This is a genomic window from Martelella sp. NC20 (assembly GCF_013459645.1).
Taxonomy (GTDB): Bacteria; Pseudomonadota; Alphaproteobacteria; order Rhizobiales; family Rhizobiaceae; genus Martelella.
The window spans coordinates 1-14,079 of record NZ_CP054863.1 but is presented as its reverse complement, the minus strand read 5'-3'; the positions used below and the strand labels follow the sequence as shown (position 1 = coordinate 14,079).

Below are 14,079 nucleotides of genomic sequence, written 5' to 3'. Positions count from 1 at the left end.
AAACGCATTGTCGCGAACGTCAGGTGGTTCGACCTGACTGCGAAATGCTCTGGGAGACAAGAATGTCCACTGTCGAGCTTCAGTCCATTTGCAAGAATTTCGGCCGGTTCCAGGCCCTCAGCGATATCAACCTGTCGATCGCCGAAGGCGAGTTCGTGGTGCTGGTCGGTCCTTCCGGCTGCGGCAAGTCCACCCTGTTGCGCATGATCGCGGGGCTCGAGACCATATCGTCAGGCACGATGAGGATCGGCGGCGAGGTGGTCAACGACATGGAAGCGCGCGAGCGCGACATCGCGATGGTGTTCCAGTCCTATGCGCTCTACCCGCATTTCAGCGTCGACGAAAATATCGGCTTTCCGATGAAGATTCGGGGCGAAAGCGGCGAAGCGCTCGCCACCCGCGTCAAGGAAACCTCGAAGACGATCGGCATGGACGCGCTGCTCCATCGCAGGCCCAGGGACCTTTCGGGCGGCCAGCGCCAGCGGGTGGCGATGGGGCGGGCGATCATCCGCGATCCGCGCGTCTTTTTGTTCGATGAGCCGCTTTCCAATCTCGACGCCAAGCTGCGCGTGGAAATGCGCCACCAGATCCGTCAGCTTCACCGCAGGCTCGGATCGACCTCGATCTACGTCACCCATGATCAGGTCGAGGCGATGACGCTGGCCGACCGCGTGGTGCTCCTGAAGGATGGAGAGGTCCAGCAGGTCGGCCCGCCGATGGAACTCTACACCCGCCCGGCAAACACATTCGTCGCCGGGTTCATCGGCTCGCCGGAGATGAACTTCATCGACGCGCGGATCGAGCAGCGTGACGGCAGGAAGACCTGCGTCCTTGTCGACGGGCGGGCTGCCGCCGTGACAAATCTGCCTGAGGGACCGGTGACACTTGCCATACGTCCGGAAGACCTGGCCCTCTCAGAAACTGGCATTGCCGGCAGGGTTTACGATATCGAGGTGCTCGGCTCCGAAACGCATGTGGAAGTTGATATCGGCGGAACAATCGTAACATGCGCGCCCCGCGGGATCATGCCGCTCCGGCTAGGCGAGACGGTCCACATCACGCCCACCCCGGACAAACTGCATTTTTTCGACAAGCAGTCCGGAAAACGCCTCGAGGCGTAGTGTCAAAGCAAGCCTTGAAACCCTGCTTCGTGTCGGGCCATTGCCCGGTTGGGGTCGGAACAAGATGGGGTGGTTGCCGCCCTCCCCAGACGGCATCGCAGTGTGCCAGAGGTGTGATCTTCAGAGGTCACAAAGCGGAAAGGACGGCAAATGAGCTGCGGAATGTTTGCATGCCAGGATATCGGCTCCGTACAGTCGCGATAGCACCATCGGCCATATCGGCGAACTCGCAATCCCGATAGCAAACGGCGTCATTACTGCCGATGACATCATTGGCAACCACCATGATCGCCGTCTATATCGCTCACGCCTGCGCCAAGACGTCTGAAACTCCGAGACAGAGGTGCGCATCAGCGCTTCCCCAAGGATCAAGGGGAAGCAGTTCCGTCATCAGGCTAGACAGCTTTTGCTGTGGCGCGCTGGCGCGCCAGAATGCCGAGCGCGGAGGTGATGACGCGGGCAAACGACAGCGCGCCCATCCCATCGATGTCGCGCTCCGGCATGAATTCGACAAAATCCATCGCGGCGATGCGGCCGCGTTTGGCAATCCCGAACAGAAGGTCGAGGGTCTGAAAATAGGAGAGCCCGCCCGGACCGCGCGCGATTACGCCCGGCACAAGCGTGGAATCGAGTGCATCGGCATCGAAACAGACGATGACATCGGAACCATCCGGGATCATGTCGAGCGCCGGCGCGAGGCCGCCGCGATCGAGCTGATGGGCGGTAAAGAGGCTGGCGCCCCACCGTTTGGCATCCTCAACGTCCGACGCCCTCGCCGAGCCGATGCCGCGCGCGCCGACCTGAATGATCCGCTCGATATGGCCCATTTCGGATGCCCGGCGCATTGTCGACGACAGCCCCATGTTCTCGCCCATGTGGGAATCGCGCCAGTCGATATGGGCGTCGATCTGAACGATGGTATATTTCCGGCCGGTTTCGGAGAGAGCGTCGATCATCGGGATCGGAATGGAATCGTCGCCGCCGAGCAGTACGGGAACGGCCCCGCGTGAGACGACCGCGCTGACGGCCTTGCGGATCGTGTCCCGGTTGCCTGCCGCATCATTTTCGTCGAAGGGCAGGTTGCCGCAATCGACGGCGCGCAGCCCGGCCTCGGGAAACACCGGGCCGCCGAGGTCGAAGTCGAAATGGTCGACATTGGCTGTCAGGGGCGCGGTTGCCCGTCTGAGCGCATCGGGACCATTGCGGCAATAGGCGCCGGCGCTGGCATAGGGCGTGGCGCAGGGTGCGCCGATGATGGCGATCGGAGCGTCGAGCGTGGTCAGATCGCCGCAGGCGTCCAGCCCGAGGAAGGTTTTGGTGTCGGCGCCTGCGCCGAAAAGAACGCCGAGATCGACGGATTCAGTCATGTCTTCTCCTTGCCTGCCAGGTCCGGGACGCGGGCAGATCGCTTGTCATTGTTTGAATGCGGATTGTCCGCGCGGTCAGTGCCGTCTTGGCTGCAGGTATCCGGCATAGCGGCGCTGAACGAGCTGGAAGGCGGAGACCAGCACGAAGGTCATCACCAGATAGATGCCGGCCGCCGTCACGTAGGGTTCGAACTGAATATAGTCGTTGAGCGAGATCTGCCGGGCAACGCCGGTCGTCTCCAGAAGCGTCACCGTGCTCGCAAGCGAGGTCGCATGCAGCATCATGATCATCTCGTTGCCGTAAAGTGGCAGCGCGCGGGTCAGCATGGCCGGCAGCAGGATGCGTCGGGCCGCGGCAAGCGGGGGAATGCCGAAGGCGCGCGCCGCTTCGATCTCGCCGTGCGGAATGTGCCGAAGCGCACCGGCGAATATCTCGGTGGTGTAAGCCCCGGAATTCAGCGCAAGCGCCATCAGGACGCAGACCATCGGGCTCGAAAGCCAGGGCCACAGAAAACTCGTCTGGATCAGTTCGAACTGTGCCAGGCCGAAATAGATCAGGAAGAGCTGCACCAGAAGCGGGGTTCCGCGAAAGACCAGCGTATAGGCGTGAACCGCGCCGCGGATCGCACGGTTATTGCTGTTGCGCAGGAAAGACAGCGGCACGGCGATGGCAAAAGCCAGAAGAAGGGCGAAAAAGGTCAGCACCAGTGTCAGTTTCGCGCCTTCGAGAAACAGGCCGCTGTTTTCGGCGATGATATCCCAGTTCATGCTCCGGCCTTTCTCATTCCCGCATTGAAATGGGTCGCGACACGCGCGAGGCAGAATGTGGAAAGCAGCGTGAGGGCCAGATAGAATGCGCCCGCAACGAGATAGAAGGTAAAGGGCTGTCCCGTCGCCTCAGCTGCGCCCTTGGCCCGGAACATGACGTCCTGAAGTCCGATCAGCGAAACCAGCGCCGTTGCCTTGGCCAGCACCAGCCAATTGTTGGTAAACCCCGGCAGCGCCAGCCGGATGAGCTGCGGCAGCACGATCCGGAAGAAGATCCGCGCCCGTCCGAGGCCGAAGGCCTGCGCCGCCTCGATCTGGCCGTGCGGAATGTTTTCCAGCGCAAAGCGGAAGGTTTCGGTCATATAGGCGCCGAAAATCAGCCCCAGCGTCGCAATCCCGGTCGCAAGCGGCGGAAACTCGACCCACCAGTCCAGACCCCAGAGCTGGAACAGCTGGTTGAGCAGCGCCGGCAGGCTGTAGAACACCAGCAGGATCATGACGAGGTCCGGAATCCCGCGGACGATGAAGGTGTAGGCCTGCGCCGCACCCCGCAACGGCCTGCTGTGCGAGCGCTTAGCGAGCGCTGCCGCCATGCCGATCAGCGTCGACAGCAACAGCGCCGCGAAGGCCAGGAGAAGGGTCATCCCTCCTCCCGCCAGGATCGTCCAGGTGTAATCGACGAGCATATCCGTCAGTCGCCGAAATACTGGGCGTTGAGCGCATCCAGCGTGCCGTTTTCACGGACGATCTCGAGGCCCTTGTTGATCTCTTCCAGAAGCGCGGTGTTTTTCTTGCTGATCGCAATCGCCACGCCCTCGCCGAATTCCGGCGCGTCCTCGCCGGTCAGCTGCGGGCCGACAAGCTCATAACTTTCAGCCTTGTCGCCGCCCAGGAAGCCTGCTGTGATCTGTGCCTGATAGCTGAGCACGACATCGGCGCGCTTGCTTTCCAGATCGAGATAGGGCGCGCTGCCGGTGTCGTAGCGCTTGATATCGGAGTCGGCATAGACGCGGGTGACATAGGCATCCATCGGCGTGCCGCGCTGAACGGCGATGGTCTTGTCGGCAAGACCTTCCGGCGTGATCGTGAGATCTGCATCACTGGCCGCGACGAAGCGGAAGATCGGATGGCTGTAGATGTCGCTGAAAGCGATGACCTTGCGGCGCTTGTCGGTCACCGTCAGCTGCGAAATCAGCGCATCGTATTTGCCGCTGATGAGGCCGGGGATCATCCCCTCCCAGGCGGCATTGGAGATGACGCAGTTAAGTTCGGCGGCTTCGCACACGGCCGTCATCAGGTCGATGTCGTATCCGACGAGCTTGCCGTCCTTGTCAATCGATTCAAATGGCGGGAAGGTCGCATCCGTTGCGACGATCACCTTTTCGCCGGTCTGGGCGGAAGCCGTGCCGGCGGCAAGGGCAAGCGCGATGGCGGCGGCTGAAAGCAGTCTTTTCATAAGTCTGTCCTCTGTGGTTTTAGGGGGTGGAGCGGCAGTTGCGGAACGATCCGGTCTGCCATTTCTTATCGGCGCTCGGCGTGACGATGCGCCCGGTCAATGCCGCAATTGTCCGGCCAGGAATTGCTGCATGCGTTCGCTCTCGGTCTGGTCGAACACGCGCGACGGCGCGCCTTCTTCCTCGACGCGGCCTTGATGCAGGAACATGACCTTGGTGGAGACGTGGCGGGCAAAGCCCATTTCATGGGTGACGACCACCATGGTGCGGCCCTCTTCGGCGAGCGCCTGCATGACCTTGAGCACCTCGCTCACCAGTTCCGGGTCCAGCGCCGAGGTCGGCTCGTCGAACAGCAGGACCTCGGGGTTTACGGCAAGCGCGCGGGCGATCGCCACACGCTGCTGCTGGCCGCCGGAAAGATGGGAGGGATATTTGTCGAGGACGTCCAGGCCGAGGCCAACCTTGGTGAGGTTCGCCTTCGCCAGCTCGGTCGCCTCGCGGCGCGACAGACCCAGCACGCTGATCGGCGCTTCGATAATGTTGGACAGCACGCTCATATGGGACCAGAGGCAGAAATTCTGGAAGACCATGGCAAGGCGGGTGCGCATCAGACGCAGCTCGCCGCGGTTCAGCACCCTCAGCATGCCGTCGCGGTCACGCACTGTTTCCAGTCTCTTGCCATCCACCGCAATCTCGCCCTCATGCGGGCGTTCCAGAAAGTTTATGCAGCGCAGGAACGTACTTTTGCCCGAACCGCTGGAACCGAGAATGCTGACGACATCGCCGGCGGCCGCACGCAGCGAAACGCCTTTCAGCACTTCGTGCTGGCCGTATGATTTGTGAATGTCGCTGACGGCGAGTTTGTCCATTTCATACTCCGGAGCATGCCTCTGGCGGAAGATCTCCCGCAGAGCGGGCCGGGCACCGGCAAACGCCGGTGTCTAATTTTGAGGCACAATAGATGCGTGTCGTATTTTTGCGCAAATGATCATTCTTCAGGCGATTCATGATCTGTTTTCATCAATCGAGCGCAGGCAGCGTGTCGATCATGTCGTCCTGTCCGAAGGCCGCCAGTAGCCAATGCAGGAACAGGCGCGGGCCGGCCCGCTCCAGGCTGTGCAGGTGGGCAACGACATACCAGCCGCCAAAGGCATCGATCGAGAAGCCGAACGGCCTTATAAGACGGCCCTGTCGGATATCGTTGCGGGTCAGCGTTTCGCTGGCAAGCGCAAACCCGACGCCGTTGAGCGCAAGGTCGATGGCGATGCCGAGATCGCTGCAATAAAGGTGGCGGGCGCGGTCGAAGACATCGCCGTGGCCGCATTCGGAAAGCCAGCGCCGCCACTCGGCCCCGTCATCGCGGTGCAGCAGAAGACAATTTTTCAACGCGCCCGCATCCGGCGTCGCATATTCCAGACGCTGAAACAGCACCGGCGAGCAGACAGGCGTGATGTCGACATCGGCGAGACGCGCCGACCACCGGTTTGGCCATCCGCCCTGCCCGAACATTATACCGAGATCGACATCCGCTGTTTCAGGGACGAGATGGTTTTCAATGAGCCGGATGTGGCACTCGACCGTCGGGTGCCTCTCGCTGAAATCCGCGATATTCTTCGCAAGCCAGGCGCTGGCGAACATCGGCGGACAGGCAATGTCCAGCCGCCCGCCGGCAAGCGGCTGTTCGGACAACATGACCGCGGTCGACAGGATATCCTGCAACGCCTTCGCAACGGTCTTGTGGAACAGTTGCCCGGCATCAGTGAGCCTGATCCCCCGCCCGGCCTTCTCGAACAGATCATAGCCGAGATCGCCCTCCAGCCTGCGCAGCTGATGACTGACGGCGCTATCGGTCAGGTTGAGCTCGGCCGCCGCCCGCGCCATGCTGCCATGGCGGGCGGTTGCCTCGAACGTCCTCAGCGTCTGCAAAGGCAGATGTCGCAGATCCTTCACGTCGACCTCAATGTTTCGGCGCCCGGTCATGGTGGACGGTTCGTCGCCTGACGCAACGACGACCGCCCAGGTCGGTCGCTCCTATCGTCTGGCGAGGTGAATGCCCGCCAGGGTGCAGCGCACCGAGCCGCCGGCGTTCTCGATCGTCGGAATGTCCAGCGCCACAATGCTTGCCGTCTTTTCTATCGCTGCAATCTGGTCGGGACGCAAGGCGTCGAGCGCAGTCGTGGAAAGGGCGAGCAATCGCTGATCAGGCGCCTGAAGCTCAAGCGCATTGCCGGCAAAGCGGGCGATCTGGTCGTTGTCGAGGGCAATGATGTCCCGTCCGGTTCGTCGCAACCTGTCGAGGATCTCGGTCCGCCGGTCGGGTTCGGTCATCATCTCCGGGCCGATCAGCACGAAACCGGTTCCGATGCACATCAGGACATTGGTGTGATAGATCGCCATGCCCTGAGGGTCGCGCGCGTCGAAGACCATCGGCTCGAAATTAAAGTGGGTCGCGAAACGCTCGAGCGCGACCGGGTCGGCGCGCTCGGAACGCACCACATAGGCGACCCTGTCGATGTGATCGAGCACCATGGCGCCCGTGCCCTCGAGGAACAGACCGTCGGCTTCCAGCCCCGAATAGTCGATGACGTCCTGAACGCGATAGTCGCGCTTCAGCGTTTCGATGATATCCGGACGGCGTTCGAGCCGCCTGTTTCGCGCCTTCATTGGAAAAATCGCGACATGCCCGCCGGCATGGGTAGAAAACCAGTTGTTTGGAAAGACAGAATCCGGCGTCTTATCTCCCTCGTCCTCGAACATGTGCACGGCAATGCCGGCTGAAGAGAGCATTTCGCCGGCGCAGGTGATTTCATCATAGGCCCGGCGCCTGAGGTCCTGCCCGGTTTCGGGAACCTTCTGAAACCGGTTGTCATTGGCCGTTTCGGTGTTGACGGTGAAATGATGCGGCCGGACCATGACCACGGCGCTCGCCGCCTGCGGCGAAAAGAAGAAAGGGCGCGCCATGGTTCACATCGCCCGCTGCAACATGCCGAACAGATCGCGCGGGTCGTCAGGATCGGCGATCATGTCGAGGTTCTCGTAGAGTTCTGTGCCTTTGATCCGCTCGGCGACATAGCGCAGCGCGGTGAAATCCTCTATCGCGAAACCGACGCTGTCGAATAGCGTGATCTGGCGTTCGTCGGTGCGCCCGGCCTGGCTTCCCTCAAGCACGCGCCAGAATTCGGTCACCTCGTAATCTTCGCCCATCTGCTGGATCTCACCCTCGATGCGCGTTTGCGGCGGATACTCCACGAAGGTGGTCGCGCGCCTCAGGATATCGGGATGCAGTTCGGTCTTGCCGGGGCAATCGCCGCCGATGGCGTTGATGTGGATGCCCGCCCCGACCATGTTGTCCGTCAGGATCGTGGCATACTGCTTGTCGGCCGTACAGGTGGTAACGATCTCGGCGCCCTCCAGCGCCTCCTCCGACGAGCGGCAGGCCTTCACCGACAGTCCGCTGCCTTCCAGATTGCGACATGTCTTTTCGGTGGCGGCGGGGTCGATGTCATAGAGCCGAACCGCCTTGACGCCGACGACGGCCTTCATCGCCAGCGCCTGAAACTCCGCCTGCGCGCCATTGCCGATCATCGCCATCGTCCCGGCATTCTTCGGCGCCAGATGACGGGCAACCATCGCCGAGGTTGCCGCTGTCCGGATGGCCGTCAGCAGTGTCATCTCGCTCAGAAGGACCGGATAGCCGGTGGCGACATCGGCCAGAAGCCCGAACGCTGTGACCGTCTGGTGACCCGTCAGCTTGTTCTTGGGATGGCCGTTGACATATTTGAAGCCGTAATGTCCGCCGTCGGAGGTCGGCATCAGCTCGATCACCCCGTCGGCGGAGTGGGCGGCCACGCGAGGCGTCTTGTCGAACTGGTCCCAGCGCCGGAAATCCTCTTCAAGCGCTTCGACCAGTTCGCTCATCATCGTCTCGATGCCGACATTGTGCACCAGCCGCATCATGTTCTCGACACTGACGAAGGGCACAAAGGCTTTTGTGGAAGGTGACGGCATTTCAACCTCTTTTCGTTTTGGTACTTTCAGGAAAAGCTATGCCGATTTGAATGCTAGCGAAAAGCGCAAAACTGTACTAAATTTGCGTCAATATTAGTAGATTTGACCATTAAAGATGATCAATTTGTATAATGAACGACACCATGGCACGGCCAAATACGTTCCCGATCGCCTTGACAGGGACATCATTTCGCATCTGCGCAGCGATGGCCGGGCCTCACTTTCCAAGCTTTCGGACACGCTGGGGATCGCGCGCGGCACGGTGCAGAAACGCCTCGACCGGCTGATCGAGACGGGAACCCTGATGGGTTTCACCGTGCGGGTGCGCGAGGACTACGAGGATGACAGGGTTCATGCGGTGATGATGATCGAGGTCGTCGGCAAATCGACGACCCAGGTCATCCGCAAGTTGCGCGGCCTGCCGGAGGTCTATTCGCTGCACACGACCAATGGCAGTTGGGACCTCGTCGCCAATATCCGCACATCGACCCTTTCGGAATTCGACAGGGTCCTGCGCGAGGTCCGGATGATCGAAGGCGTCTCCAACAGCGAAACCAGCCTGCTTCTGAGCAGCGTCTGACGATCGCCGACGGCCCCGCAGGTGCTTAACAGGCGCCGACCACCATTGATCAACGTCGGAAACCGCGTCTAACGCGATCTTATGTGTTATTCGGCGCGGCGCCAGGACCCCACACGCATTAATTACCTCAAAGATTTATCGTCTCGATCGGCGTCGAACCAGCGAAACAAGAGATTGTAGTTGACCTGCTTCATCATCGTCCGCTCGGAGCGGATCGAGAAGAAAGCCTGCAAAAGCGTGGCCCGAAGCAGCATCTCGGGCGGGATCGAAGGACGGCCGACGCGCGCGCACAGCACCTCAAGCCGACCGCTGAGCGACGCCAGAACCTCATCCGTCAGCGTCCGGATCGCTCCAACAGATGATGCGCCAAAACGCGTTCCTCCAGCCGTACGAAACCAAAAAAGGCTCATCCTCGTGATTCGATCGCCCGCACATGAATCCAACCCCGCAAATCAATTCCGAAAGTGAATCACGAACTCTGCGCGCCGACGAGGAATTTTGCCGCAGCCTCCTAGCCATTCGCAACCGCAGTACAGTCGATTTCGACGGACGCGCCGAGCGGAATCTCGGGGACGACGATGGTGGAGCGCGTCGGCGGGTTGCTCGGAAAGAACTCACGAAATACACCGTTCATTGGCGGAAAATAGTCGACGCTTGTCAACAACACGATGCATTTAACAGTTTGATCAAGCGAAGTTCCCGCAAGTTCCATCATGTCCTTGACATGGTTCAGAGCTTGCCTGGTTTCGTTTTCAACACCTCCAGACACCAGCTCTCCAGTTCCCGGTTTGGTACCCAGAACGCCGCCCACGTAGACCATGCCTTGCGCCTTCACGACACCGGAATAGGGCAACCCTTCCACGGCTGTCGACGGATAGGCGGTTCTGCCTTCCGCCCGCGTCTCGACAGAATTGATCGAAAGCAACAGCAAAGATGCGGCAACAAGAGTTAAATTCTTAAATCTGGTCATGTACATTTTCATTCCCTCTCTTTCATGAAGTTAATGATATTAATCTGCATATGCTTGGCGCCTTCTCCAGAAGGCATGCTCCGTGAAGCGATGCTCGCGCCCGTAAATCCTTCGGCGGTCCGACATGTATCGGGAAATGCCGCTGACAACGCGTTCCTGGTATTGGTTTATGGAATCTGGCGAGCCGGACAGTGACTTTGCTGCTGCCTTGGCTCCCTCGACCCCCGTCCAGAGTGCCGAAGTCATCCCGTGGGACGACAAGGGATCAAACGCAGCTGCCGCATCACCGATGGCAATCCAGCCGGGGCCGGTCGGGGTCGATAAAAAGGTTGTTCCGGCACTCGTCAGGGAAGGCGGGTTGTCGATGGCAAACCCGGCGGATTCAAGCCAGCGAACAATGTACCGGCTTTCTCCGATGAGTGTTTTCCAGGCCTCAACGTCATGCCCCAGCCCCCTGGGCATAAGGTCTGGATCAGAACAATAGTTGATCGCAAGGCGTTTGTCCTCGAGCAGCGCCGCATACCACCAGCCATTCGGGACGGCCTCGACCAGAGTTGCTGGCGTTGGGTCCACCTCGTTGTTTTCTTGCTCCAGGAAGTCATATGCTGCCACAAGCTTGTCCTGCCGGCTCAGTGTGGCGTATTGCCGTCCCACAATCATGTGACGGCCGCTGCCGTCGATCAAGAAATCGGCTGTAAACTCCAGGCCGGCGCAGGTTGTCACATGCCAAGCCTTGTCCAGCCTTTGAACCGAGGCCACGGCATCGACACACCGATCAATTGCTGGTCTTTTTGCAACTTCCTCGGAAAGTCTGAACTCGAATTCTGTCCGGTTGATTACGTAACCCAGGTTGCCGGCACAACCGGTCTGGTTCTTCTCGATGAGGCTGTTAGCGCCCCAGCTCGAAAACAAGACTTCGACCTTGCGATGCATGGGCGTCTCCAGGATAGCATCAAGTCCCAGTGCTCGCAAAAGGGGCACGGCTGCGGGTGCCAGACTTTCTCCCGGTTTTGCTTTGGCGAACCCCTCAGGTGCAATCCAAATTGCCGGCACACCTTCATTCGCAAGCGACAGGCTGGCCGCCATGGCGGCTATACCTCCTCCCACGACAATGACGCGGGTCCGCTTCATTGGTGCCAAACCACCGACCTTCAAGGCAACTGGCCATCGGTTGGCTGCCAGTCGAACCGGCTTTCGGCATTGCCCCGATCCACCTCGACAAAAACGGTCTCTGGAATACCAGGCACGCGCTGGTCTTGCGCCGGGCCGGGTCTGGAAACGACAAAACCCATTTCCTGCCAGATCCGGATCATGTTCTGGATCCCGTCCCAGTAACTCGCGTTTGCGTGGTATCCTATTCCCGTAACGCCACGCGCCCACCAATCACGATTGTTGAAGAACTTGAGGCGGTCTTCAGGCGAAAGATCCTCGCGCATCAACTGTTCATAGCTGTGCTCGGACAGGACATCCACCGGCAGCAGGGCAGGCCACCATACGGGTATGGGAAATTCGTCCTGCATTGCAACGCGCTGACAACTGAAGGCATCAGGTTGCCAGGGCAAGCCCATCCAGCGCGTCAAATCCCCCGGCATCTGCGGACCGATAGCTGGTGTATCGCCGGCAGTCGCCGTCTCGAAATCCAGCAAAAAGCCCAGATCCTGCACAAGGGAAGTGCGATTTCCGCGCGCGATCCGGAAAGGCTCGGCATTTTGGTCGGTATTGCGCTGGTAAAGCGGCGCAAGCCGAAGATAATAGGAGAGCTCGACCCCCGGATGAAACGCTCCCCCGGAACAGGGCTCCAATGCGGCTTCCGTAAGCGCATACGGACGGGCTTCGACCGGCAGATCATCGAGGTCCGAAATGTCATCGAGCGAGGGATCGTCGAAATCATTGATGAAATCGCCTGACGCCCAGCTTCGCAGCATCTCGTATTGCAGTTTGGGAAACTGAAACCAGGTCAACGGGCTTCCGTTATGATTTACACCGTCACCCGGCATCAACGGTATCTTGAGGTGCTGATCAATGAAGGCAGTTGGGGTGAGATCCGACGGATCGCGAAAATTCGCGAATACCGTTTGCCGGAACTCCGCATTCGCGTCACTGGGATCCGATAGTCTCTTCAAATATTCAGGGTTAGAGAAATCGCCGATGTTGAGCCAGCCCTTGCGCAGGTTTGCCGCGGCAGAAACCCATTCCATAAGCGCAGCACGACGAAATGTCGGATAGATATCGCGGCGAAACGAGAGAGGTCTCTGAGGATCGGGGACCCAACCCTGCTCCCAGTTCATGCTGTCAATAACATCATACATCGTGCTTATCGGCGGTATTTCGGGAGCAAAGTTGGGACCTACGCATGCCACCCAGGAACCATCTGCGGTCAGCACCTGGCCATCTGGAAGGGTCACAGTCGCGTCCACGCGCCCGTCGCACCAATCGTCATACCAGCCGTCATTGTCAGCGAAACTCGTAATCGGCGACTCACGCGGACTTGCGGAGATCCCGTCGGGGGGGACCACAAGGAGACGCCCGGCATCGTCAGTCCGGACCTGGCCGAGCGAGACATCGACGCTTTGCCAAAATCGACCTGTCATGCCGTACTCAGGCATTTCCCCGTCCCAGTTTTTTTGAGTACCTGAAATAGAAACTGGACCGGGATCGATGATAAGCATCCGCTCCCGCTGGTCCTGGGTTTGAATGAACTGATTTCGCTTTTGGGTCGGAAGCCCCGGAGCGTTCTGACCGTTGTCGAGAGGATTATTGAACCCGTACCAGGCGGCCTTGGTGTTTGCCACATGAACACGCCACTCGATCTTGGCGGTCTTGTCGGTAAGCTCTGAAATGACCCGGCCCTCACTATCAAAGGCATAGATACGAAACCGCTGGACCTGCTTCTTTATCTTGCTCGTACCGTCTTTGAATCCCCCCTCTGGATCCGCCGGTACACCTGGCAGCTCGGGCGCGTAAAACCATTTCTTGCTGCCTCCAACCCGACAGATTCCAATAGCTGGATAAATCCCTACCCGGGCAATCTTCGCACCTGGTTCGGCAGATTCCAGTGGCGGTACCGCTGACAAGGCGATTTTCGGGGAAAACGGTAAGTTGGCGACAGAAAGTCCAAGACCAACGCCGACTGAGGACAAAAAATCACGTCGCTTCATAATCGTTCGCTCCTTATTACTACTGCTTGCAATCCATCAATTATTTGGCCCGGCCGCCGCCATACGCGGGCTTGCGAACGCCGACACGAACGACTGCCGACAGGTTGAGGGCGCCTTCGATACGGATCTGCGCAAGGCCGATTGAGACGTTTTTTTGGGCTTGCCAATCGAGATCAGTCTCGAACCATGACGAAGCGGATGTCATCCTTGGTGCTGCCGTAGACGCGGTCGCGGTAGGAATCGATGGGCAGGTCGAACGAGCCGATATTCGGCGTCGCGATGGCGGACAGGATGATCGTGCGACCCTTGCGTTCCCAGCCATTGATACGGCTGACGCCGTTGATGCTGCCGAGACCCTCGACCAGGTTGCAGGCGAATGTGCTGACGCGGCCCTTGTGCGGGTCGAAGACGCTCGCCTTGAACTCGATCGAGCAGTTGCGTTTCGTCGGGCCGATTGCCGGGTACATTTTCCATTTCCCCACAACCGAGTCCTTCATCTCCTTTTGCGCGGCCGCGGTCGTCTGGTAGTCGGGCGCGGTTGAAACCGATGGCATGGAGCCGTCCGATACCTCGCAGCCAGCCAGACCGGCGACTACCAGAAGACCTGCCCCGACCAGCAATGACGACGTGACGTGAGAATGAGCGCGTTTCAT

The 14,079-nt window shown here is 59.8% G+C and carries 14 protein-coding genes and 1 pseudogene; 2 read left to right on the top strand and 13 right to left on the bottom strand.

Annotated features, from left to right (window positions below):
* The first annotated feature begins 62 nt into the window (after positions 1-62).
* The gene (locus tag HQ843_RS27910) at positions 63-1,121 is read left to right on the top strand and encodes an ABC transporter ATP-binding protein (RefSeq protein WP_180902458.1); all 1,059 of its coding nucleotides are present in this window, start codon (positions 63-65) and stop codon (positions 1,119-1,121) included.
* Positions 1,122-1,516: 395 nt separating this feature from the next.
* Here HQ843_RS27910 and HQ843_RS27905 read toward each other — a convergent pair whose 3' ends face one another.
* The 8 genes from HQ843_RS27905 to HQ843_RS27870 all read right to left on the bottom strand — a co-directional run bounded on the left by HQ843_RS27905 (position 1,517) and on the right by HQ843_RS27870 (position 8,718).
* Positions 1,517-2,488: an arginase family protein gene (locus HQ843_RS27905; RefSeq protein WP_180902459.1), complete on the bottom strand. Its 972-nt coding sequence runs from the start codon at positions 2,486-2,488 to the stop codon at positions 1,517-1,519.
* Positions 2,489-2,563: 75 nt separating this feature from the next.
* Complete coding sequence (locus tag HQ843_RS27900; RefSeq protein ID WP_180902460.1) at positions 2,564-3,256, bottom strand: ABC transporter permease; 693 nt, start codon at positions 3,254-3,256, stop codon at positions 2,564-2,566.
* The gene (locus tag HQ843_RS27895; RefSeq protein WP_180902461.1) at positions 3,253-3,942 is read right to left on the bottom strand and encodes an ABC transporter permease; all 690 of its coding nucleotides are present in this window, start codon (positions 3,940-3,942) and stop codon (positions 3,253-3,255) included. The genes HQ843_RS27900 and HQ843_RS27895 overlap by 4 nt, the downstream gene beginning before the upstream one ends.
* A gap of 5 nt (positions 3,943-3,947) precedes the next feature.
* The gene (locus tag HQ843_RS27890; protein WP_180902462.1) at positions 3,948-4,712 is read right to left on the bottom strand and encodes a transporter substrate-binding domain-containing protein; all 765 of its coding nucleotides are present in this window, start codon (positions 4,710-4,712) and stop codon (positions 3,948-3,950) included.
* Positions 4,713-4,808: 96 nt separating this feature from the next.
* Entirely contained in the window at positions 4,809-5,579 is a 771-nt protein-coding gene (locus tag HQ843_RS27885; RefSeq protein WP_180902463.1) for an ABC transporter ATP-binding protein, read from the bottom strand.
* 151 nt (positions 5,580-5,730) lie between these two features.
* Positions 5,731-6,660, bottom strand: coding sequence for a LysR substrate-binding domain-containing protein (locus HQ843_RS27880; protein WP_180902464.1), 930 nt, complete (start codon positions 6,658-6,660; stop codon positions 5,731-5,733).
* An 81-nt stretch (positions 6,661-6,741) separates the two neighbouring features.
* Positions 6,742-7,671, bottom strand: a complete 930-nt coding sequence (gene ctlX / locus HQ843_RS27875) for a citrulline utilization hydrolase CtlX (protein WP_246710498.1) — start codon at positions 7,669-7,671, stop codon at positions 6,742-6,744.
* 3 nt (positions 7,672-7,674) lie between these two features.
* A complete protein-coding gene (locus tag HQ843_RS27870) occupies positions 7,675-8,718 on the bottom strand; it encodes an ornithine cyclodeaminase (RefSeq protein WP_180902465.1) in 1,044 nt (347 codons plus the stop codon).
* A gap of 124 nt (positions 8,719-8,842) precedes the next feature.
* Between HQ843_RS27870 and HQ843_RS27865 the strand changes: the two genes are divergently transcribed.
* The gene (locus tag HQ843_RS27865) at positions 8,843-9,298 is read left to right on the top strand and encodes an Lrp/AsnC family transcriptional regulator (protein ID WP_246710497.1); all 456 of its coding nucleotides are present in this window, start codon (positions 8,843-8,845) and stop codon (positions 9,296-9,298) included.
* A gap of 155 nt (positions 9,299-9,453) precedes the next feature.
* Here HQ843_RS27865 and HQ843_RS27860 read toward each other — a convergent pair.
* The 5 genes and pseudogenes from HQ843_RS27860 to HQ843_RS27840 all read right to left on the bottom strand — a co-directional run.
* Positions 9,454-9,683, bottom strand: a pseudogene (locus tag HQ843_RS27860) (transposase); the annotation flags it as partial.
* Between the two features lie 126 nt (positions 9,684-9,809).
* Positions 9,810-10,268, bottom strand: coding sequence for a RidA family protein (locus HQ843_RS27855; RefSeq protein ID WP_180902468.1), 459 nt, complete (start codon positions 10,266-10,268; stop codon positions 9,810-9,812).
* Positions 10,269-10,307: 39 nt separating this feature from the next.
* Positions 10,308-11,399: a glycine oxidase maturase GoxB gene (goxB, locus tag HQ843_RS27850; protein ID WP_256432970.1), complete on the bottom strand. Its 1,092-nt coding sequence runs from the start codon at positions 11,397-11,399 to the stop codon at positions 10,308-10,310.
* Positions 11,400-11,419: 20 nt separating this feature from the next.
* Positions 11,420-13,426, bottom strand: coding sequence for a CTQ-dependent glycine oxidase GoxA (gene goxA, locus HQ843_RS27845; RefSeq protein ID WP_180903579.1), 2,007 nt, complete (start codon positions 13,424-13,426; stop codon positions 11,420-11,422).
* A gap of 173 nt (positions 13,427-13,599) precedes the next feature.
* Positions 13,600-14,079, bottom strand: a complete 480-nt coding sequence (locus tag HQ843_RS27840) for a hypothetical protein (protein WP_180902470.1) — start codon at positions 14,077-14,079, stop codon at positions 13,600-13,602.

Excerpts from the sequence above, each read along its gene's own strand:
- HQ843_RS27890 (WP_180902462.1), bottom strand. The coding sequence starts at position 4,712 with ATGAAAAGACTGCTTTCAGCCGCCGCCATCGCGCTTGCCCTTGCCGCC.
- HQ843_RS27885 (WP_180902463.1), bottom strand. The coding sequence starts at position 5,579 with ATGGACAAACTCGCCGTCAGCGACATTCACAAATCATACGGCCAGCAC.
- goxA (WP_180903579.1), bottom strand. The coding sequence starts at position 13,426 with ATGAAGCGACGTGATTTTTTGTCCTCAGTCGGCGTTGGTCTTGGACTT.
- HQ843_RS27895 (WP_180902461.1), bottom strand. The coding sequence starts at position 3,942 with ATGCTCGTCGATTACACCTGGACGATCCTGGCGGGAGGAGGGATGACC.
- HQ843_RS27905 (WP_180902459.1), bottom strand. The coding sequence starts at position 2,488 with ATGACTGAATCCGTCGATCTCGGCGTTCTTTTCGGCGCAGGCGCCGAC.
- HQ843_RS27900 (WP_180902460.1), bottom strand. The coding sequence starts at position 3,256 with ATGAACTGGGATATCATCGCCGAAAACAGCGGCCTGTTTCTCGAAGGC.
- HQ843_RS27855 (WP_180902468.1), bottom strand. The coding sequence starts at position 10,268 with ATGACCAGATTTAAGAATTTAACTCTTGTTGCCGCATCTTTGCTGTTG.
- goxB (WP_256432970.1), bottom strand. The coding sequence starts at position 11,399 with ATGAAGCGGACCCGCGTCATTGTCGTGGGAGGAGGTATAGCCGCCATG.
- HQ843_RS27910 (WP_180902458.1), top strand. The coding sequence starts at position 63 with ATGTCCACTGTCGAGCTTCAGTCCATTTGCAAGAATTTCGGCCGGTTC.
- ctlX (WP_246710498.1), bottom strand. The coding sequence starts at position 7,671 with ATGGCGCGCCCTTTCTTCTTTTCGCCGCAGGCGGCGAGCGCCGTGGTC.
- HQ843_RS27840 (WP_180902470.1), bottom strand. The coding sequence starts at position 14,079 with ATGAAACGCGCTCATTCTCACGTCACGTCGTCATTGCTGGTCGGGGCA.
- HQ843_RS27870 (WP_180902465.1), bottom strand. The coding sequence starts at position 8,718 with ATGCCGTCACCTTCCACAAAAGCCTTTGTGCCCTTCGTCAGTGTCGAG.